Annotated in this window: 17 protein-coding genes and 1 pseudogene; 13 read left to right on the top strand and 5 right to left on the bottom strand. The window is 61.2% G+C overall.

The genetic code is table 11. From position 1 onward, the window contains the following. Positions 1–2: 2 nt before the first annotated feature. Positions 3–1,955: an EAL domain-containing protein gene (locus tag FBZ97_RS17715; protein ID WP_186449510.1), complete on the bottom strand. Its 1,953-nt coding sequence runs from the start codon at positions 1,953–1,955 to the stop codon at positions 3–5. A gap of 148 nt (positions 1,956–2,103) precedes the next feature. On the opposite strand from FBZ97_RS17715, the pseudogene FBZ97_RS17710 reads away from it, so the two are divergent. Beyond that, a pseudogene (locus FBZ97_RS17710) lies at positions 2,104–2,300 on the top strand (FAD-dependent oxidoreductase); the annotation flags it as partial. 42 nt (positions 2,301–2,342) lie between these two features. Here FBZ97_RS17710 and FBZ97_RS17705 read toward each other — a convergent pair. Together FBZ97_RS17705 and FBZ97_RS17700 are read right to left on the bottom strand one after the other, a co-directional pair. Continuing rightward, positions 2,343–3,425, bottom strand: a complete 1,083-nt coding sequence (locus tag FBZ97_RS17705; protein ID WP_145321460.1) for an FAD-binding oxidoreductase — start codon at positions 3,423–3,425, stop codon at positions 2,343–2,345. Continuing rightward, a complete protein-coding gene (locus FBZ97_RS17700) occupies positions 3,415–4,668 on the bottom strand; it encodes an aromatic ring-hydroxylating dioxygenase subunit alpha (RefSeq protein WP_145321462.1) in 1,254 nt (417 codons plus the stop codon). The genes FBZ97_RS17705 and FBZ97_RS17700 overlap by 11 nt, the downstream gene beginning before the upstream one ends. A 107-nt stretch (positions 4,669–4,775) precedes the next feature. Here FBZ97_RS17700 and FBZ97_RS17695 point away from each other — a divergent pair, with 107 nt between their 5' ends. After that, entirely contained in the window at positions 4,776–5,663 is an 888-nt protein-coding gene (locus FBZ97_RS17695; protein WP_145321464.1) for a LysR substrate-binding domain-containing protein, read from the top strand. A 111-nt stretch (positions 5,664–5,774) separates the two neighbouring features. Here FBZ97_RS17695 and FBZ97_RS17690 read toward each other — a convergent pair whose 3' ends face one another. After that, positions 5,775–6,782, bottom strand: a complete 1,008-nt coding sequence (locus tag FBZ97_RS17690; protein ID WP_113353561.1) for an AraC family transcriptional regulator — start codon at positions 6,780–6,782, stop codon at positions 5,775–5,777. 194 nt (positions 6,783–6,976) lie between these two features. Here FBZ97_RS17690 and FBZ97_RS17685 point away from each other — a divergent pair, with 194 nt between their 5' ends. From FBZ97_RS17685 to lpdA, 7 genes are all read left to right on the top strand, one after another. Further along, positions 6,977–7,744: a 3-hydroxyacyl-CoA dehydrogenase gene (locus FBZ97_RS17685; protein WP_145321467.1), complete on the top strand. Its 768-nt coding sequence runs from the start codon at positions 6,977–6,979 to the stop codon at positions 7,742–7,744. Positions 7,745–7,770: 26 nt separating this feature from the next. Beyond that, entirely contained in the window at positions 7,771–8,958 is a 1,188-nt protein-coding gene (locus tag FBZ97_RS17680; protein ID WP_113353247.1) for an acetyl-CoA C-acyltransferase, read from the top strand. A 24-nt stretch (positions 8,959–8,982) separates the two neighbouring features. After that, positions 8,983–10,110 carry an acyl-CoA dehydrogenase family protein gene (locus FBZ97_RS17675; RefSeq protein WP_113353246.1) on the top strand — a complete coding sequence of 376 codons (1,128 nt, stop codon included), beginning with the start codon at positions 8,983–8,985 and terminating at the stop codon, positions 10,108–10,110. A gap of 81 nt (positions 10,111–10,191) precedes the next feature. After that, the gene (locus FBZ97_RS17670) at positions 10,192–11,424 is read left to right on the top strand and encodes a 3-methyl-2-oxobutanoate dehydrogenase (2-methylpropanoyl-transferring) subunit alpha (RefSeq protein ID WP_113395078.1); all 1,233 of its coding nucleotides are present in this window, start codon (positions 10,192–10,194) and stop codon (positions 11,422–11,424) included. A gap of 1 nt (position 11,425) precedes the next feature. Further along, positions 11,426–12,439: an alpha-ketoacid dehydrogenase subunit beta gene (locus FBZ97_RS17665; RefSeq protein WP_113353244.1), complete on the top strand. Its 1,014-nt coding sequence runs from the start codon at positions 11,426–11,428 to the stop codon at positions 12,437–12,439. A gap of 2 nt (positions 12,440–12,441) precedes the next feature. Next, positions 12,442–13,746 carry a dihydrolipoamide acetyltransferase family protein gene (locus FBZ97_RS17660; protein ID WP_113420763.1) on the top strand — a complete coding sequence of 435 codons (1,305 nt, stop codon included), beginning with the start codon at positions 12,442–12,444 and terminating at the stop codon, positions 13,744–13,746. A 4-nt stretch (positions 13,747–13,750) separates the two neighbouring features. Next, positions 13,751–15,139 carry a dihydrolipoyl dehydrogenase gene (lpdA, locus tag FBZ97_RS17655; RefSeq protein WP_113353242.1) on the top strand — a complete coding sequence of 463 codons (1,389 nt, stop codon included), beginning with the start codon at positions 13,751–13,753 and terminating at the stop codon, positions 15,137–15,139. A 21-nt stretch (positions 15,140–15,160) separates the two neighbouring features. On the opposite strand, the gene FBZ97_RS17650 is transcribed toward lpdA, so the two are convergent. After that, complete coding sequence (locus FBZ97_RS17650) at positions 15,161–15,709, bottom strand: VOC family protein (RefSeq protein ID WP_113353241.1); 549 nt, start codon at positions 15,707–15,709, stop codon at positions 15,161–15,163. Positions 15,710–15,981: 272 nt separating this feature from the next. On the opposite strand from FBZ97_RS17650, the gene FBZ97_RS17645 reads away from it, so the two are divergent. From FBZ97_RS17645 to doeA, 4 genes are all read left to right on the top strand, one after another. Next, a complete protein-coding gene (locus FBZ97_RS17645; RefSeq protein ID WP_113353240.1) occupies positions 15,982–17,181 on the top strand; it encodes a DUF3422 domain-containing protein in 1,200 nt (399 codons plus the stop codon). Between the two features lie 274 nt (positions 17,182–17,455). After that, the gene (gene eutB / locus FBZ97_RS17640) at positions 17,456–18,442 is read left to right on the top strand and encodes a hydroxyectoine utilization dehydratase EutB (protein WP_173004548.1); all 987 of its coding nucleotides are present in this window, start codon (positions 17,456–17,458) and stop codon (positions 18,440–18,442) included. Continuing rightward, entirely contained in the window at positions 18,439–19,455 is a 1,017-nt protein-coding gene (eutC, locus tag FBZ97_RS17635; RefSeq protein ID WP_145321468.1) for an ectoine utilization protein EutC, read from the top strand. Before eutB ends, eutC begins: the two co-directional genes overlap by 4 nt. Next, complete coding sequence (gene doeA, locus FBZ97_RS17630; RefSeq protein ID WP_113353238.1) at positions 19,452–20,630, top strand: ectoine hydrolase DoeA; 1,179 nt, start codon at positions 19,452–19,454, stop codon at positions 20,628–20,630. The genes eutC and doeA overlap by 4 nt, the downstream gene beginning before the upstream one ends. The last annotated feature ends 1 nt before the right edge of the window (position 20,631 follow it).

Genomic DNA, 20,631 nt, shown 5'->3' with positions numbered 1-20,631 from the left:
GTTCAGCTGGTTGACGAGCCTGTTTGCCGTGCGGCGGCGCAGCACCATTCGGCAGCGTCTTTTTCGTTCAGTGGCCGCGAATAGAGGTAGCCTTGCACCAGCGTGCCCCCCAACCCCCGAAGAGCCACAAGTTCTTCGGGTGTCTCGACGCCTTCAACCACGCATTCCAGCTCCATGTCCCGGCTGAGATTGAGAAGTGATTTCACGATTTTATAGCTGGCGGGCCTTTTGTGCAAATCCGTGACGAAGCTGCGGTCGATCTTGATCTTGGTCAAAGGAAGGGCATGCAGCCGCGTCAAGCTGGAATAACCGGTGCCGAAGTCGTCGAGTGAAATGCCGCAACCGAGATGCCGCAGCATTTCCACCGACGATTTGATTTGCTCGAAATCGTGCGTAAAGGCCGTTTCGGTAATTTCAAGGTCGAGACGCTTCGCGTCAAAGCCGCTGCTTTCGATGATTCCGATCAACGACAGCACCCCTTCGTTGGAATTGAGGTCGTAGGCCGACAGGTTGAACGACAGGCGCAAAGGCTCTTCCCACTCGCATGCGAAGGCAAGTGCCCTTTTGAGCAGCGGCCGTGTCAGTGAACTGACGATACCGGCCCGTTCGGCGATTGGGAAGAATTGCGCGGGCGAGACATGTCCAAGAACCGGGCTGTGCCAGCGGGCCAGGGCCTCGAAGCCCACCGTCTGATCATTCGCCAAGCTCACGATCGGTTGAAACATGACCGAGAGCTCATCTTCCAAATTGGCTTGCCTGAGCAGGTGCTCGATGCGCGCTTCTATATTGATCTGCTTTTCGTGCTCGGCGTCAAATAAAACCGCGCCTCCGCGACGGCTTCTCTTGGCATGGTAAAGGGCATAATCAGCCCTGTCGAAAAGCTGCTCCAGAGTAGAAGCGAGGTTCGGGAAGACCGCTATTCCCATCGACGCGGATACGTGCACCGTTCCTTCCGGCAGGTGATAAGGCGCTCCGAGCCATTCGGAAATCGCATTCGCGTTTTTCACAAGCTGAGCATCTTCAGGCGCGACCGGGGCGACGATTGCAAATTCGTCGCCACCCAATCGAAACGCCCGGCTGGCTTTCAAGCTGGTGGTAAGGCGCCTGCTGACGTCGATCAGCAGCCTGTCCCCGACCGAGTGTCCGTAAAGGTCGTTGACCGGCTTGAAGCCATCGAGATCGATGACGCCAAGAGCCAGCCGCGTGTTTTCGGTCTTGGCCCTTTCGAACTCAGCTTCCAGATGCGTAAAGAACGCGCGACGATTGGGTAATTCCGTCAGGCTGTCGACATTGGCAAGCAAGAGGTTCTCATTGCTAAGCGCTTCCGTGCGTTGCTGCGAGATAATCATGCGCTCGAAATTGCGGTAGTTTGTCAGGAGAATCGACATCATGCCCGCGCACACAAGTGCCACATTGATAGCTATCGCAATAAAAGTGGGTTGCCTTGAGGCCGCGAAAAATAAAACGAATGCTCCATTGACGATCACGGTAACTATGAATGCCGCCGAGCGAACATACATCAGGCAGAAAATGCAGGAAATGACTGTAATCGCCATATAGAAGGCGACATGAGACTGGGCATATGCATCGCCATAGGGCACCAACAAAAATGACCAAACAGTGAATGCAGTAGCGATCCCGATAGCCAGGCGATTGGTGCGGACGAGCGCTGCATAAGCCACTGCGGGCTGAGGATCGACATTGCGTGTCCTCCACCAGAATTTGATCCTGAGCATGCAGCCGAGCGTGAAGAAAGCAGGGATGCCAATGGTGAGCCAAGTCGGTGCCGATTGCATATGGGTAATGGAAAGCGCCCATGTACTCGAAATCAGAATTAAATACATCATCGGCATCTGCCGTGTGAAAGCACGGTACTGAGCTTTCAACAAGTCCGGATTATCGGACCGAATGGACATGAAATGCTGAAATTTCTGTTTGGCTTTTAGTATTTCCATAGCGCCGCTCATAGAGTAACGCCGCTATTCATGACATGGATGGTGTTACATTATTTGAAATGCAAACGGTTAATCAATAAACAATTGCCTCAACCTTCGGATGTAAGCTCGTTGTCCTGATCGGAAGAAGGTCTATTCTTGCAGAGGGAGATTCTTTCCCGCGCCCGGGACGCCAAGTCGTTCCTGACCTGGGTTTCGGCCTTCAATGCCCATTCCGTGCCGGTCATCGGGCCTTCCAGGGGCGGCAGGGACGTCATTCTTGCCGTCGGGCATGGGCATGGGTCCATCGGATTGACCCTGGCGTCCCACACGGCCCAGACGCTCAACGCAATGCTGGCCAGCTAAAGCACGAGAGCAGATGGCATCGCCTCTCGCATCAATCCTTCGTCAGCGATCAACGACGAGATCGCTAAGCGGCTTCGAGCAGCAGGGCAGGAACATCCCGGCATCGATTTCCCGCTGACGGATACCGCCATTGTGATTCATTTCGACCGAGCCAGAGACGAGCTTGGATTTGCACGTGCCGCACATGCCATTCGAACAAGACGAAGGAAGCCTGATGCTACCCTTCTTCGCGGCCGCAAGCACCGTTTGATCGGAGGAGACTTGCAGCATTCGCTTCTGCTTCGAAAACTCGACCCGATAGATCTTCTGGGCCGGTTGTTGCTCGACCTCCAGTCCCGGCTCGTCGATGACAGCCGCATCGAAACTCTCTTCGATGTAGTTTGACGCGGGAACGCCCAATGCCGCGGTGATGGAACGCGCCGCCGCCATGAAGGGGGCCGGGCCGCAGCACATGACGACACGCTCGGCGATGTCGGGAACCGCAAGCTTGAGGTACTCGAGCGAGAGCCGCCCGGTCAATCCCGGCCACGCCGGCTCGCCAGCCACCGTTTCCGGCAGGAACTGGAGACGCAGGCCTTTCATCCTTGTCGCGAGGCCGGAAAGGTCATGGCGGAAGATGAGGTCGGAGGGCGTGCGCGCCGCGTGAAGAAAAACGATGTCCGAGGGTTCGTATCGATCCGCCAGATCGCGTGTGATCGACATGACCGGCGTGATGCCGGATCCGCCCGAGAGCAGCAGGAGTTTCGTCTTTTCGCCTTTCGGACGGATAAAGTGACCGAGCGGCCCCTGGCCCTTGACCATCATGCCGGCAGTCATGGTGTCATGCAGCCAGTTTGAGACCTTGCCGCCGGGCACGCGCTTGACCGTGACGGTGAACGCGTTGTCGCGATGGGGCGACGACGAGATGCTGTAGCAGCGCGCTTCACTATCCGGACCCATCGGGAAATCGAACAAAAAGTACTGCCCGGCATCGAAGCTGAAGCGCTTGCCTTCCGGAGACGCGAATGTGAAACTCTTCACGTCATGCGTCTCCTGGTGCACGTCGATGCATACAAGCGTCTCGTCGTGCTCCGGATCCCACATAGCGACCTGGCCGCGCTGCATCTGAGCGAATTCAATACCCATGGGCGCGCATCCGATCGATATACCAGGTCGCGAACTTGTCCAGATTGGTTTCCGAGAATCGAGAATAGGGGCCGGGCTGGTATGCAGGGTCGAGTACGCCGGCATGCGAGCGGGCGACGAGGCCTGCATCCTGGTCCGTCGTGGCGACCCAGACGTCCGTAAGCTTGTCGAGGTCATAGTCCTTACCTTCGACGGCATCCTTGTGGACCAGCCATTTGGTTCTGACGAGCGTCTTGCCGGCAGAGAGCGGGATGACGATCGCGACGACAGCGTGATCGCCCATGAAGTGATTCCAGCTATTATGGCCCCAAAGATGCGTGTCGCCGAGATCCTTGCGGGTCATCCGACCAAGCAGCTTCGATGACGCCGCGGTCGCATCATGTGTCTGGGATTCGCCGGCCCCGGCGATGATCAGACGCTGTGTGCGGAAGTTCGTGGCGCAGTCGACGAGCTGTTCGACTGCCGCCGACGGGAAACCATCCGCCTCCCAGGCTTTTGTCCGCTCGTCGTAGAGCCGGAAGTGCTCGGCGGCCTGCTCGCGGTCCTCTGGGTTCAACGTTTCCGGATCGAAGCCGAAGTCGAGATCGACGAAGGAGACGCAGAGCTCGGGATGATTGGCGGAACAGTGGTAGCACTCGCGATTGTTTTCCATCGTGAGCTTCCAGTTGCCGTCCTCGATGACATCGGTCTGATAAGCGACCTTGGCATTCCGGATGTCGTAGGGCGCAAGGCGCTCGATCATCACCTGCTCGAGGGTTGCGATGTCTTCCGGCGGATTGTCGGAGAGGCACACATAGATCAGGCCGCCGATCGACTTGAAGTTCACCGGCTTCAGGCTATGGCACCGCTTGTCCAGATCCTTGCCCATGTGTGGCGCATAGCTCAGCTCCCCGGTCAGTTCGTAGGTCCATGTGTGATAGGGACAGACAAGCTTCGAGACGATCGTCTTGCCGGCATCGAGCAGGCGCGACCCGCGATGGCGACAGACGTTGTGAAGCACGCGAATTTCGCCGTCGTCGTCGCGAAGCAGGATCAGGCTGGTCTTGCCAATATCGACAACGGTGGCATCGCCTGGTTCCGGTACGTCGCAGTCGAGGCCGACGCAGATCCAGTGCTTGTGAAAGAAGACGTCGATATCGGCCTCGAAGACATCCTCGCGGGTATAGAGGCCGGCAGGCAGGGAATAACCATCGGCGCGTGCTTCAAGCAGGGCGGAGATGGAGGGTGGAAGCCTGTTTAGCATGATAGCCTCTTATGGTTCTATGATCCGCAGTTTGCCCTTGCATCCGTTATGCTTCAACGGCATTAATTTTCACGAACGCATAACATTATGTAATGTGAGGGATGCATATGAACTTTCGGCGGCGAATTCCCTCCCTGACCGCGTTGATGACGCTCGAGGCCGTTCTACGGCACCGGAGCTTTACGGCGGCGGCGATCGAGCTTGGCGTCACTCAGGCAGCCGTCAGCCGCCAGATCGCGACATTGGAAGAGGAACTCGCTCTGCCGATGTTCGTACGCAAGCATCGCGCCATCGAACCGACTGCTGCGTGCCTCACCCTGGGAACAACGCTCGCGCAAAGCTTCGCCAGCATCGCGGACGCCGTCGATGTGGTCAGATCCTCCCAGCAGAACATCGTGACGATCGGCGCGACCGTCGCCTTCTCCTCCTTCTGGCTGCTCCCGCGGCTGACGGAGTTTCGGCGGGAGAATGCGGGCGTGCAGATCAGGGTCATCTCGCAGGACGCAAGAATCGACCTGGACGCTGGCGGCATAGACGTAGCCATTCGATACGGCAGGCCGCCGTTTGCCGACGCCAAGATAGTCGCCGCCCAGGAGGACGTCGTCGTTCCCGTATGCTCGCCCGACTATTATCGGCGTCGTCCGACGGCGCAGATGTCCGATGCCGATGAGTTCATAGAGACAGACGCTCACGATCGCTCATGGCTCTCCTGGACGCAATGGGTTCAGGAAACGGGCCGGGCGTTGCGAATAAAGCCGCATCTTCGCTTCAACCACTATACGGAGGCGATCGCGGCCGCGCGTGCGGGGCAGGGGATCGCGCTCGGCTGGCGTCTTCTTGTCCAGACTTTCCTGGAGGATGGCACGCTCGTCGCCTTGGAGGAGCCCGAGATCTCCACCCCCGACCGGTATCACGTTCTCCTTCCAGCAAGGCCGCGCCTTACGCTCGCCGCGGAACACGCCGCACACTGGCTTGCCAATGCGCTGACGCGGTAAGGCCAGTTTCGAAACTCAAGCTAGATAAGGCTTGTCGAGATCGCGAATACCGTCGCTGGCCATGACGAAGCACCATGGCGCAGGCCGTTGGAAGACCGGCGGCTGGCGCGGTCACCGGTTCCGCGCGGTCATTTCCTTTCGAAATGCCGCGGGGCTTCTTGCGGTCCACTTCCGGAATGCCCGATGAAAGGCGCTGGGTTCGGAAAAGCCGAGGCGTGTCGCGATCTCCCCGACGCCGAACTTGGTCGTTTGCAGCATCTCGATTGCAAGATCGCGGCGGATTTCATCCCTGATGGCGGCATAGTTCTGGCCCTCGGCATGGAGGCGATGCCGCAGGGTCGAAGGAGACATGCGCATTTGCGCGGCCAAATCGTCAAATGCCTTCCATGAGGCAGGCGATGATTGGCGCAGCCGCTTGCGCACGCTCGCTGCAAGGCCGGCGTCATAGCGGTAACGCACGAGGATATTGGCCGGCGCATTGCGAAGAAATTGCCTCAGGGCTTGCTCGTTGCGTATCACCGGCAGTCTGAGGAGAGCGGCATCGAAGGCGAGCCTGCTAACCGGCTGTAAGAAACGGACGGGCGCCCCGAAGAATTGTCGGTACTCGGCGCCATGATCTGGCTCCGCACAGCGAAAGTCGACCATTCTAAGCGGAATGCGGCGCCCGATGAGCCAGCATGCAATGCCGTGCAGGAGAATCCAGTAGGTCCGATAGGCAAAGGCTGAGCGTTCGCTCGCACGGTCGGTCAGCACGATATGCGCCAACCCATCCGCCACTTCGAGATGCCCTTCCGGATCCTCCAGCACGATGTTTAAGAACCTGAGAGCGCGCCGTAGCGCCTGGTCGAGGGTCCTTGCGTGCAGCACGCAATGGCAAAGCAGCGTGAAGCTGCCGCGACGCATGGGCCTGCCGCCCATGCCGAAGAATTCGTCATCCATCTCGGCCGCGATCGCCAGCCACAGCGCGCCATAGCTTTCGGCCGAAACCGGCACGTCGATCTGCGTGGATAGGCCGAGTGTCGCGAGCAATCGTTCGGGGGATTTTCCATGCCGCCGAAGGCAGTCGATCGCCTCTTTCACGAAGAAAGGTGATATCATCCGCCGCGCGGTTTCCGTCATCGTCATGACCTGTAAAATATGGTAAAACTGGCCGATGATTTGAGACGCTTTTGTCATCGAATGCAATATCGCGCGACGATAAGCTTAGGCGAGGCGCGAGGTAAACGCGCTCTTCCGGGGATGCGATACTGCGGGCGACTGCACGAAGCGTGGAGGCCCTCGGTTGAAATCGGCTGCGCTGGAGGAGAGCGACCATGTTGATCCAGGGAAAGACTTTCGTCGTTACCGGTGGCGGTTCGGGCCTTGGAGCGGCGGTCGCGCGCATGCTGACGGATGAGGGGGCTAATGTCGTCATAGCCGACGTCAATGCCGATGCTGGCGCCGGTATTGTCGGTGAGCTTGGTGCCCGCGCGACCTTTATCAAGACGGATGTCACGCAGGAAGAAGACGCCCAGGCCGCGATCGACATGGCGATAGAACGCTTTGGCCATCTGCATGGGCTCGTCAATTGCGCCGGCGTCGCGCCCGGCGAGAAGGTGATCGGCCGCAACGGTCCGCACCGGCTCGACAGTTTCAGCCGCGCGATCGGCATCAATCTTATCGGCACTTTCAACATGATCCGGCTCGCGGCGGCAGCCATCGCCAAGGAGCAGCCGGATACGGACGGCGAGCGCGGGGTCATCGTCAGCACGGCTTCGATTGCCGCCTTCGACGGACAGATCGGTCAGGCGGCCTATGCGGCTTCCAAGGGCGGCGTTGCCGCCATGACGCTGCCGATCGCTCGCGAATTGGCGCGCAGCGGCATTCGCGTCGTTGCCATCGCGCCAGGCATTTTCGAGACGCCGATGATGGCCGGCATGCCGCAGGAGGTGCAGGATTCGCTGAGCAAGAGCGTGCCCTTTCCGCAGCGCTTCGGAAAGCCGGTGGAATTCGCCGCATTGGTACGCCACATCTGTGAGAACGTCATGCTGAATGGCGAAGTCATCCGCCTCGATGGAGCGTTGCGCATGGCGCCGCACTGAGGCAGGCTCGTAACTGGAGGTTTGATATGACGCGAGAAGATCCGATCGTCATCGTTGGCGCGGCCCGTACCCCAATGGGTAGCTTCCAGGGAGATCTTAGGGATTGCACGGCGCCGGAACTCGGGGCCGCCGCCATCCGCGCGGCCCTCGAGCGCGGCGGTGTTGGCCCGGACGCAATTGAGGAGGTGGTCTTCGGTTGCGTTCTTTCGGCCGGGCAGGGTCAGGCACCGGCAAGACAGGCCGCGATCGGCGCTGGCCTGCCGTTTGCGACGGGAGCGACAACCGTCAACAAGATGTGCGGTTCGGGAATGAAGGCCGTCATGCTGGCACACGATCTGATCGGCGCCGGCAGCGCGTCGATCGCCATTGCCGGCGGCATGGAGAGCATGACAAATGCCCCCTATCTTCTCGATAGGGCACGCGGCGGCTACCGGCTCGGGCACGCCCGCGTCATCGACCATATGTTCCTCGATGGGCTCGAAGACGCCTATGACAAGGGACGCCTCATGGGCACTTTCGCCGAGGATTGCGCCGAAGCCTATCAGTTTACGCGCGCGGCGCAGGACGACTACGCCGTCACATCCCTGACCCGCGCCCGCAAGGCGACCGAGGAGGGTGCATTCGATAGTGAGATCGTGCCAGTCACCGTCAAGACAGGGCGATCCGAACTGGTTGTCGGCCGTGACGAACAGCCCGGCAAGGCGAAACCGGAAAAAATCCCGACGCTCAAGCCGGCTTTCCGTGAAAACGGCACGGTGACCGCCGCGAATGCCTCGTCCATCTCCGATGGTGCCGCCGCGCTGGTGCTGATGCGCCGCTCAACGGCCGAGCGCGAAGGTATCGTACCGCTTGCCACTATCGTCGGCCACGCCACGCATTCGCAGGCGCCCAATCTCTTCGCGACCGCGCCAATCGGCGCGCTGCGCAAGCTTTCCGAACGCACCGGCTGGAGCCTTCGGGATGTCGATCTGTTCGAGATCAATGAGGCTTTTGCTGTCGTCGCCATGGCGGCTATGCGCGATCTCGACCTGCCGCACGACAAGGTCAACGTTCACGGCGGCGCCTGCGCGCTCGGCCATCCGATCGGCGCGTCCGGGGCCCGCGTGCTCGTCACGCTGCTTGCAGCGCTCAAGCGCCACGGCATGAGGCGTGGCATGGCGACGCTTTGCATCGGCGGCGGCGAAGCAACCGCCATGGCCGTCGAACTGAACTGAAGGGTTCGAGGAGGAGACCGGACCATGATCCTGAGCGAAGACCACATCCAGATTCGCGACATGGCGCGTGATTTCGCCAGGGAGCGCCTGGCTCCGGGAGCCGCCGAGCGCGACGCGAAGAGCCTCTTCCCCCGCGAGGAATTGAAGGAGATGGGCGAACTCGGCTTCCTCGGCATGCTCGTGCCCGAGGCCTATGGCGGTTCGGAAACGGGCGTGATCGCCTATACCGTGGCACTTGAGGAAATTGCCGCCGGAGACGGGCCGTGCTCGACCATCATGAGCGTGCACAGCTCCGTCGGTTGCGTACCGATCCTGAAATACGGCACGGAGGAGCAGAAGCAGCGCTTCCTGCCGAAACTGGCAAGCGGCGAATGGATCGGCGGCTTTGCCCTGACGGAGCCGCAGGCTGGCTCCGATGCCTCGAACCTGAAGACTCGTGCCCGCCGAGACGGTGATGATTATGTTATCGACGGCGCCAAGCAGTTCATTACTTCGGGTAAGAATGGCAATGTCATCATCGTCTTTGCCGTCACAGACTCCGAGGCGGGCAAGAGGGGCATTTCCGCCTTTATCGTGCCGACCGACACGCCCGGCTACGAAGTCGTGCGCGTCGAACACAAACTCGGTCTCCACTCGTCCGACACCTGCCAGATCGCCTTTACCGGCATGCGCGTCCCGGTGGAAAATCGGCTCGGCGAGGAAGGCGACGGTTACAGGATCGCCCTGTCGAATCTCGAAGGCGGGCGCATTGGCATCGCATCGCAATCCATCGGCATGGCGCGAGCGGCTTTCGAGGCGGCGCGCGACTATGCCCGCGAACGCAAGACGTTCGGCTCGCCGATCATCGATCATCAGGCTGTCGCCTTCCGGCTTGCCGATATGGCGACGCAGATCGAGGTCGCCCGCCAGATGGTGTTGCACGCGGCACAGTTGAAGGAGGAGGGGCGGCCCTGCCTTACCGAAGCGTCGATGGCGAAGCTGTTCGCGTCGGAAATGGCCGAAAAGGTCTGCTCCGACGCGATCCAGATCCATGGCGGCTACGGATATATGGCGGACTATCCAGTCGAACGCATCTACCGGGACGTCCGCATCTGCCAGATTTACGAGGGAACGAGCGACGTTCAGCGCATCGTTATCGCGCGCAACTTATAGTATGTTTTCGTGGAATGTTTGCGGTCGTGCCCGCCGTGGGGAGCGCGGGAGGGGCGGCCGACAAGGGAGGTATCACAGCGCATGAACGAGGTTCCAAATCTGAGCCTGCACGTCCCCGAGCCGGCGGTGCGGCCAGGCGGCCAGCCGGATTTCTCCAATGTCAAGATCGCCAAGGCCGGCTCCGTGCCAAGACCGGCGGTCGACGTTGCGCCCGAGGAGATCCGCGATCTCGCCTATTCCATCATCCGCGTTCTCAACCGCGACGGCGAGGCGGTCGGCCCGTGGGCCGGATTGCTCTCCGATGAGGAGTTGCTGACGGGCTTGCGCAACATGATGAAGCTCAGGGCCTTCGACGCGCGCATGCTGATGGCGCAGCGACAGGGAAAGACCTCCTTCTATATGCAGCATCTTGGCGAAGAGGCGGTGAGTTCCGCCTTCCGCAAGGCGCTGAACAAAGGGGACATGAACTTTCCGACCTACCGGCAAGCGGGCCTCTTGATCGCCGACGACTATCCGATGGTCGAGATGATGAACCAGATCTACTCGAACGAGGCCGATCCCTTGCGTGGTCGGCAACTGCCGATCATGTATTCATCGAAGGAGCATGGCTTCTTTACCATCTCCGGCAATCTTGCCACCCAATATGTGCAGGCGGTCGGCTGGGCGATGGCGTCGGCCATCAAGAACGACACCAAGATCGCCGCCGCATGGATCGGCGACGGTTCGACGGCCGAATCCGATTTCCATTCGGCGCTGGTCTTCGCCTCCACCTATAAGGCGCCGGTCATCCTCAATATCGTCAACAACCAATGGGCCATCTCCACCTTCCAGGGCATTGCCCGCGGCGGTTCCGGAACCTTCGCCGCTCGCGGCCTTGGCTTCGGCATCCCAGCGCTTCGGGTCGACGGCAATGACTATCTGGCGGTCTATGCCGTCGCCAAATGGGCGGCCGAGCGCGCAAGGCGCAACCTCGGCCCAACACTGATCGAATATGTCACCTACCGCGTCGGCGCCCATTCCACCTCCGATGACCCGAGCGCCTATCGGCCGAAAACCGAATCCGAGGCCTGGCCGCTCGGCGACCCAGTGTTGCGGCTAAAGAAGCATCTGATCGTGCGTGGTGTCTGGTCGGAGGAGCGCCATGCCCAGGCGGAGGCCGAGGTTCTCGATGAAGTTATCGAGGCACAGAAGCAGGCCGAAAGCCACGGCACGCTGCATGCGGGCGGCAAGCCATCGGTGCGCGACATCTTCGAGGGCGTCTACGCGGAAATGCCCGCTCATATCCGCCGCCAGCGGCAGAAGGCAGGGTACTGACATGGCAAGAATGACAATGATCGAGGCCGTGCGCAGCGCCATGGACGTCTCGATGGGGCGTGACGACGATGTCGTCGTCTTCGGCGAGGATGTCGGCTACTTCGGCGGGGTTTTCCGCGCCACGCAAGGACTCCAGGCCAAATACGGCAAGACCCGCTGCTTCGATGCGCCAATCAACGAATCCGGTATTCTCGGTACGGCGATCGGCATGGCCGCCTACGGCTTGAAGCCCTGCGTCGAAATCCAGTTCGCTGATTATATGTATCCGGCCTATGACCAGATCACCCAGGAAGCGGCGCGCATCCGCTACCGCTCCAATGGCGACTTTACCTGCCCGATCGTCGTGCGCATGCCGACCGGCGGCGGCATCTTCGGCGGGCAGACGCATAGCCAGAGCCCGGAAGCGCTGTTTACCCATGTCTGCGGATTGAAGGTGATCGTGCCGTCCAATCCCTACGACGCCAAGGGCCTGCTGATCGCGGCGATAGAGGATCCGGACCCGGTGATGTTCCTCGAACCGAAGCGGCTCTATAACGGCCCCTTCGATGGTCATCACGAAAGGCCGGTGACGCCCTGGTCGAAACATGATCTCGGCGAGGTTCCGGAAGGGCATTACACGATCCCGATCGGCAAGGCGGAAATCCGCCGGCCGGGGAGTGCCGTCACCGTGGTCGCCTACGGTACGATGGTGCATGTGGCGCTTGCCGCCGCCGAGGAGACAGGGATCGATGCCGAGGTGATCGATCTGCGCAGTCTTCTGCCGCTCGACCTCGATACGATCGTCCAGTCGGTGAAGAAGACCGGCCGCTGCGTCGTCGTGCACGAGGCGACGCTTACCTCCGGCTTCGGCGCGGAAGTCGCATCACTGGTTCAGGAGTACTGCTTCTATAGTCTTGAGGCGCCGATCGTGCGCGTGACCGGCTGGGACACGCCGTATCCGCACGCACAGGAATGGGACTATTTCCCCGGTCCCGCCCGTGTCGGCCGGGCGTTGAAAGAAGTGATGGAGGGCTGAGGATGGGTGAATTCGTCATCAAGATGCCCGATGTGGGTGAGGGCGTGGCCGAGGCCGAGCTGGTCGAGTGGCATGTCAAGCCGGGCGACCCGGTGCGTGAGGATATGGTGCTCGCGGCGGTCATGACCGACAAGGCGACGGTGGAAATCCCCTCGCCGGTCGAAGGGGTCGTGCTCTGGCTCGGCGCCGATGTCGGCGATACGGTCGCGGTCAAGGCGCCGCTCTTGCGAATCCAGGTCGCCGGCGAGGATGGGAATGCGAGCGAAGAGGCTTCCTTCGCCGCGGCTCCTCAACCTGTGAAGACCGAACCGGCCAAGGACGAGTGGACGGAGGCCAAGCCGGTCGCACCACCTCCGGCAAGACCGGCGGTCGAAGCGAAGGCTATCCAGTCGACGGCGCCGGTCGGGGGCCCGGTTCCCCGCGAACCGGCGGAGCGTCCGCTTGCTTCCCCTGCCGTGCGGTTGCGTGCCCAGGAGGCTGGTGTCGATTTGCGCCAGGTGCCTGGCACTGGGCCTGCGGGACGCATTACCCATGACAATCTCGATCAGTTCATCGCGCATGGCATGCAGCATGCAACCGCTGCTTCAACCGGCCCCGCCCGCAAGACCGATGTCGAGGAGATCAAGGTCACCGGCCTGCGCCGGCGTATCGCCGAGAAGATGCGCCTCGCCGCCTCGCGCATTCCCCACATCACCTATGTCGAAGAGGTCGATGTCACCGACCTTGAAGACTTGCGAGCGACGATGAATGCCGGCCGCAAGCCCGATCAGCCGAAGCTGACCATTCTGCCCTTCCTGATGCGGGCGATGGTGAAGACGTTGGGCGAGCAGCCCGGTATCAACGCCACCTTCGACGACGATGCCGGTGTCGTTACCCGCTACGGAGCCGTCCATATCGGCATCGCCACGCAGACACCCTCCGGCCTGACCGTACCGGTCGTCCGCCACGCCGAAGCCAGGTCGATCTGGGATTGCGCCGCCGAGCTGACACGCCTTGCCGACGCCGCCCGCAATGGCACCGCCGCACGCGAGGAGCTGTCCGGTTCCACGATCACCATCTCCTCGCTCGGCGCGCTCGGCGGCATCGTGACGACGCCGATCATCAACCATCCCGAAGTCGCGATCGTCGGTGTCAACAAGATCATGACCCAGCCCGTCTGGGACGGGACCCAGTTCATCCCGCGCAAGATCATGAACCTGTCGTCGAGCTTCGACCATCGCATCGTCGACGGCTGGGACGCGGCGGTCTTCGTCCAGCGGATCAAGGCGCTGCTCGAAACCCCCGCGCTGATCTTCATCGAAGGTTGATGACATGAAAGAAATCGTCTGCAAGCTCCTCGTCATCGGTGCCGGACCCGGCGGCTATATCTGCGCCATCCGCGCCGGTCAGCTCGGCGTCGATACGGTGATCGTCGAATCCACAAAGGCTGGCGGCACCTGCCTGAATATCGGCTGCATCCCCTCCAAGGCCCTGATCCACGCGGCCGAGGAGTTCGAAAAGGTCAGCCACATGACCACACCCAACGCGCTCGGCATCACTGTCGAGGCGCCAAAGCTCGATCTCGCGCAGACCATACGCTGGAAAGATGGCATCGTCGGCCGGCTGAACAACGGCGTACTCGGTCTTTTGCGCAAGTCCAAGGTCAAGATCGTGCATGGCCAGGCGACGTTCCGCGACGGCAAGACCGTCGAGGTCGAGACCGAGACCGGAACTCAGGTCATCCGTGCCGAAGCAGTTGTCATCGCGACTGGCTCCGAACCGGTCGAGTTGCCGCTGCTGCCCTTTGGCGGAGCGGTCCTCTCGTCCACCGAGGCGCTGTCGCTGACAAGTGTGCCCAATAGCCTCGCTGTTGTCGGCGGCGGCTATATCGGCCTGGAACTCGGCACTGCCTTCGCCAAGCTGGGCGCGCAGGTCACGGTGGTCGAGGCGATGGCGCAAATCCTGCCGCAATATGACGCCGAGCTCGTCAAGCCGGTTGCCAAGCGCTTGGCTGAGCTCGGCGTGCGCGTTCTGACTGGAGCGAAGGCGAAAGCCTATTCGGGAGAGGCGCTGCTGATCGAGACCGCTGCGGGCGAAGAGGAGCGGATCGCCGCTGGCAAGGTTCTCGTCACAGTCGGGCGCAAGCCACGCACGGAAGGTTGGGGTCTCGAGGAACTCGATCTCGATCGCGCTGGCCGTTTCATTCGCATCGACGAGCGCTGCCGCACTTCCATGCGCGGTGTCTATGCCATCGGCGATGTCACGGGCGAGCCGATGCTTGCCCATCGCGCCATGGCGCAGGGGGAGATGGTTGCGGAGATCGTCGCCGGCCGCAAGCGTGTCTGGGATAAACGTGCCATTCCCGCCGTCTGCTTCACCGATCCCGAGATCGTCACGGCGGGGCTTTCACCTGATGAAGCGCGCGCCCAGGGCTATGAAATCCGCGTCGGTCTCTTTCCTTTCGCCGCCAACGGTCGTGCGATGACCACCCAGTCGGAAGACGGTTTTGTGCGTGCTGTAGCGCGCGCGGACACCAATCTGGTGCTTGGCCTGCAGGCGGTTGGTGCCGGCGTCTCGGAGCTGTCAAGCGCGTTCTCGCTGGCACTCGAGATGGGCGCGCGGCTGGAAGACATCGCCGGGACGATCCACGCCCACCCGACCCGCAGCGAAAGCCTGCAGGAAGCCGCGTTGAAGGCGCTTGGCCATGCCCTGCACATCTGAGCTGGTCTCAGCTGCCAATAGTCATTTTTCCGGAGATTTCGGCGACCAAAGGATGGTTTCGGCCGTCTTTTCGTAGGCCATGCCCTCCGGATAGCTGATGAGCTCCAATTGCAAGCCCCAGGGTGATTGGAAATAGAGGATGCTCTGTCCGGCATTCGGTCCCTCGCTGATGGGGAGCGGTCCGAGGCGGGTCGGGATGCCTTGTGTATCGAGGTAGGCCTTGGCCGCCTGAATGTCTTCGACATAAAGCCCGACATGGAAGGCGCCAATGTCGCTGTTCCTTTGTTCAAGGCGGCGCTGGTCCGGTGCCTCATATTCGAAGAGCTCCAGGCTGGAGCCGTAGCCGACGCGGATAAGCGCCGCGCGCCTGATGCGGGCGCGTGGATGAGTGCCCAGCGCCTGGCGCATGAAATCGCCGTCTTCGTCACCGATCGGGCCGAAGGTATAGGCATGCCTGCAACCAAGGATTCGGACGAAGAAGTCGAGTGCCTCGTCAAGATCAGGAACGGTAATGCCCGTATGGTCTTGACCCAGGAGGCCTGGCAATCCCAGGCTTGTGGCATTTGTCATGCAAGTCTCCCCTTCAACAGTTCCAGGACGAACCGTCGCCTGCGTGGTTCCGCGGCCCCGTCGCGCGGTCGCCGCTATTTTCTACCGAAAGCCTCGCTTCGCAAGTCATGCGATCGATGTTGGTTGCGTCGAGCCTACCCTATGTCAGAATTCAGGCGAGCAGGGTTGGCTTCAAAACCTCGGGACACTCTGTCGCAGGCAGCGAAGCATTGCCGATCGCAGCAATGGCCGGCATACGATGAGAGTAGGGATGTGCTTAGGGGGCGAAAGCGGTGGCAGTCGATTTCAATTCGGAACTTCATGCGCGGCCATCGATCTATTTTTCGGGTCCGGCGCTGGTCGAGCATATCGCCCTGTCGGGCACATCACCCTCGATCTCCGACCTCAGCCACCGCGTTGTCGTTGCCGAGGACGCAATCGAAGGCCCTCGAACACAGGTCGAGTTTCATACCGAGTTCGTGACCGTCACCCGGGTGACACCTCTTGAGGCCGATCCGTCGACCTGGCCCGCGGGTTCCCTGTCGATCGATGAGGCGGCGCGGCTCGCTGGCTTGATCGACTGGGCGTTCATTTGCCGATTGGAAATTCTCATTTGCGGATCGGCGCCCAGCGAACTTGGCCCTCTCCTTTCGTCGCTTCAATTCGGCGATACGGCAGCGTCCACCATTGGCGGCGGAGCCGCGCTCGTTTGCTCGGATTTTCGCGTCGGAGACAATGGTACCAGCCGCACGATCCTTTTCAATCACGACCTCAACGCCTATCGGCTCGGCCGCATGGTGCGCAGGGTCTATGAAATCGAGACCTACCGCGTCATGGCGCTTTTGGGCTTTCCGGAGGCGCGGCGGCTTGGCCCGGTTCTTGGCGGCTACGACCGGAAGCTTGTCGAATTGACCAATCGCCACGTATCGACCTCCGCTGAAGACCATAAGCGGCTGCTCGATGAGATTTCTCAGCTTTCCGCGGAGGTGATCTCCGCGGCGGCACAGACGCGCAATCGCTTCGGCGCAACGGCAGCCTACGCCAAGATCGTCGAGGAACGCATCGCCGAGCTGCGCGAGACCCACGTTCCAGGTTTTCAGCGTTTCGGGGTTTTCGTGGCGCGCCGCTTCAAACCGGCGGTCAGGAGCTGTGAAGCGACCGCATTGCGCTTGGAGCAATTGTCGCATGCGACCATGCATCTGATCGACCTGCTTCAGACCCGCATCCAGGTGGAGATCGAGGTCCAGAACGCCGTTCAGATTCAGGCCATGGCCGAACGCGCCGAAACCCAGGTCAAAATTCAGCGGGCGGTCGAGGGTCTCTCGATCATCGCCATCAGTTACTACCTTCTGAGCCTGATCAAGGTCGCGATCGAGACGGCGGATCATGCCGGCCTTCACATCAATCCGATCTACATGCTGATCTCCATTCCCGTGGTGATCGGAGCGGTTGCCCTCGCGATCCTGAGGGTCAGGCACGCGCTGAAATCCTGAAGTCTTTTTGAACGTAGCGCACGGCAACTGCTGCCAGCACCAGCACGAATCCGAACTCCCACGCGCTTGGCGAGCCGCCAAGCGCGTGTCATGCCGACATGACCTCAATTGGCTGTCGGTCTTGGAAGAAGCACTTATAATTGTAATGAAACAATATACAGATTGACATGATCCATTGTCTCTTTCACGCTGATGTCATGAACATTCAGCCCGAGAAAGAGATGAAATTCGTGACGACGCCGGTTGCATCATTGGCAAGGCATCGGTGCGCGCCATGACAATGATGGTGACGCTGGAGGATATAGAAGCGGCGCGGCGGCGCATTGCCCCAAAGGTGCTGCGCACGCCGTTGCGGCTCTCGCAAGCTCTGTCTCAGCGGACGGGTATTCCAGTTCATCTCAAGCTGGAAAACCATCAGCATACGGGCAGTTTCAAACTTCGCGGCGCCACGAACGCGCTTCTATGTTTGGACGAGAAGGAACGTTCGCGCGGGCTGGTGACGGCATCGACCGGCAATCACGGCAGGGCGGTGGCCCACGCCGCCAAGGCGATGGGCGCCCGTGCGACCATCTGCCTGTCAGCACTTGTTCCGACCAACAAGGTGGAAGCTATCCGAAATCTTGGCGCGGACATCCGTATCGTCGGGCACTCGCAAGATGATGCGATGTCGGAGGTCGAGCGCCTCGTCCGTAAAGAGGGCATGTATTTCGTTCCCCCGTTTGATGATGCCGATGTCATTGCAGGCCAAGGCACGCTCGGACTCGAGGTCGCCGATGACTTGCCTGAGACCGCGCTTGTCCTTGTACCACTCTCGGGCGGAGGGCTGGCCTCGGGCGTTGCGGCCGCGATCAAGAGCCGTCTGCCGGCCGCCAAGGTGGTCGGCGTTTCGATGAAGCGCGGCGCGGCGATGGCGGCAAGCCTTGCGGCGGGTCGTCCAACGGATGTGCAGGAGGTAGAGACCCTGGCGGATTCACTGGGCGGCGGCATTGGGCTCGATAACCGCCTGACGTTCCGAATGTGCCGGACGCTTCTCGATGATGTCATCCTGCTCAGCGAGGAGGAGATCGCCGCCGGCATTCGCCATGCGGCTTTGATCGAGGGATTGACGGTCGAAGGGGCGGGCGCGGTCGGGATAGCGGCCCTGCTTGCCGGCAAGATCAAATCCAATGGTCCAACGGTTGTCGTCGTTTCCGGAGGCAATATCGATCCGGCGACCCATCGGGCTATCGTGAGCGGGCTCGATGAGGGAGTGGCGCCATGACACGCGTGCTGATCCTGACGGAAACAGACCTTCGCAAGGTCGTTCAGCTTGATAGTGATGCTGTCGATTGCGTCGAGCAGGCATTCGCGGCGCTGGCGACGAAGGCCGTGGAAATGCCACCGATCATGCGGCTCGACATCCCCGCCCATCGCGGCGAGGTCGACGTGAAGACGGCCTATGTTCCCGATCTCGCCAGTTTCGCGATCAAGGTCAGCCCCGGCTTCTTCGACAATCCATCACTTGGACTGCCAAGCACCAACGGGCTGATGATGCTCCTGTCGACACGCACCGGCCTTGTCGAGGCGCTCCTGCTCGATAATGGCTATCTGACGGATGTGCGCACGGCCGCCGCAGGGGCCGTTGCCGCGCGACACCTGTCGCGCCCAGATAGCCGGATCGCAGCGATTTTTGGCGCCGGCATGCAAGCCCGTCTGCAATTGCGTGCACTTGCGCTCGTCCGACCAATCGAGGCTGCACGGATTTGGGCGCGCGATCTAGCAAAGGCCGACAAACTCGCGACCGACCTGACGGCCGAACTCGGCTTTCCCGTCGTGGCGGAAGCGGATGCCAAACAAGCCTGCCGTGACGCCGATATTATCGTCACCACCACGCCGTCGGATACGCCGATCCTCGATGCCACCTGGCTGCAGCCGGGCCAGCATGTCACCGCCATGGGTTCCGACGCCGAACACAAGAACGAGATCGATCCGTCCCTGATTTTGAAAGCCACGCCTTACGTCGCCGATAGCCTGAAACAGACGCGGCGGCTGGGCGAGCTTCATCATGCGATCGTCGCAGGACTTGTGAGCGAGAGCGCCGATTTCCCCGAACTCGGCGCCATTATCGCCGGCAAGGCGGCGGGCCGCTGGTCGCCCGAGGCGATCACCCTTTGCGATCTGACCGGGACCGGCGTCCAGGATACCGCCATTGCCACGCTTGCCCATCGACGCGCCGTCTCGGCCGGCGCAGGCCAAGCGATCGAAACGACGAAAGCATCAGGAGACCAAGCGTGAGCGAACCAACCCTCAATTTCACCCGGGCCGAATATGCCGAGCGGCTCGAAAAGACGCGCCGCGCGATGGAAAAAGCCGGTGTCGATCTCGTCATAGTCACGGATCCCTCCAACATGCACTGGCTCACCGGCTATGACGGCTGGTCCTTCTACGTGCATCAATGCGTGCTGGTGCCAGGCTCCGGCGAGCCGATCTGGTATGGCCGTGGCCAGGATGCCAATGGCGCCAAGCGCACCGCCTATCTGGCCCACGACAACATCATCGGCTATCCCGATCACTACGTACAGTCCAATGAGCGCCATCCGATGGATCTGCTCTCGAAGATCATCGAGGAACGCGGCTGGGCCAACGCCTCGATCGCCGTCGAGATGGATAATTATTGGTTCACCGCCGCTGCCTATGCCTCGCTCGTCAAGCACTTGCCGAATGCCCGTTTCAAGGATGCCCAGGGGCTCGTGAACTGGCAGCGCGCCGTCAAGAGCAAGACCGAGCTCGACTATATGCGCAAGGCAGGTCGCATCGTCGAGGCCATGCACCAGCGGATCGTCGAAAAGGTCGAGCCGGGCATTCGCAAATCCGATCTGGTCGCCGAAATCTATGATGCCGGCATTCGCGGCGTTGACGGCTTCGGCGGCGATTACGCTGCCATCGTTCCCTTGCTGCCGTCGGGCGCCGATGCCTCCGCCCCGCATCTGACCTGGGACGACAAGCCGATGAAGAGCGGCGAGGGCACCTTCTTCGAGATCGCCGGCTGCTATCGCCGCTATCATTGCCCGCTGTCGCGCACCGTCTTCCTCGGCAAGCCGACGCAGGCGTTTCTCGACGCGGAGAAGGCGACGCTCGAGGGCATGGAGGCCGGCCTTGCCGCCGCCAAGCCAGGCAACGTCTGCGAGGATATCGCCAACGCTTTCTTCGCGGTCCTGAAGAAATACGGGATCGTCAAGGACAACCGCACCGGCTATCCGATCGGCCTTTCCTATCCGCCGGATTGGGGCGAGCGGACCATGAGCCTGCGCCCCGGCGATCGCACCGAGCTCAAACCAGGCATGACGTTCCATTTCATGACCGGTCTCTGGCTGGAAGACATGGGCATGGAAATCACCGAAAGCATCGTCATCACGGAAAGCGGCGTCGAGTGCCTGTCCAACGTCCCCCGACGACTTGTCGTGAAGTGAT

It is taken from the genome of Rhizobium sp. ERR 942, assembly GCF_007828395.1.
In the GTDB taxonomy this organism is placed as follows: Bacteria; Pseudomonadota; Alphaproteobacteria; order Rhizobiales; family Rhizobiaceae; genus Rhizobium; species Rhizobium dioscoreae.
This window is presented reverse-complemented; position numbering and strand designations above follow the sequence as displayed.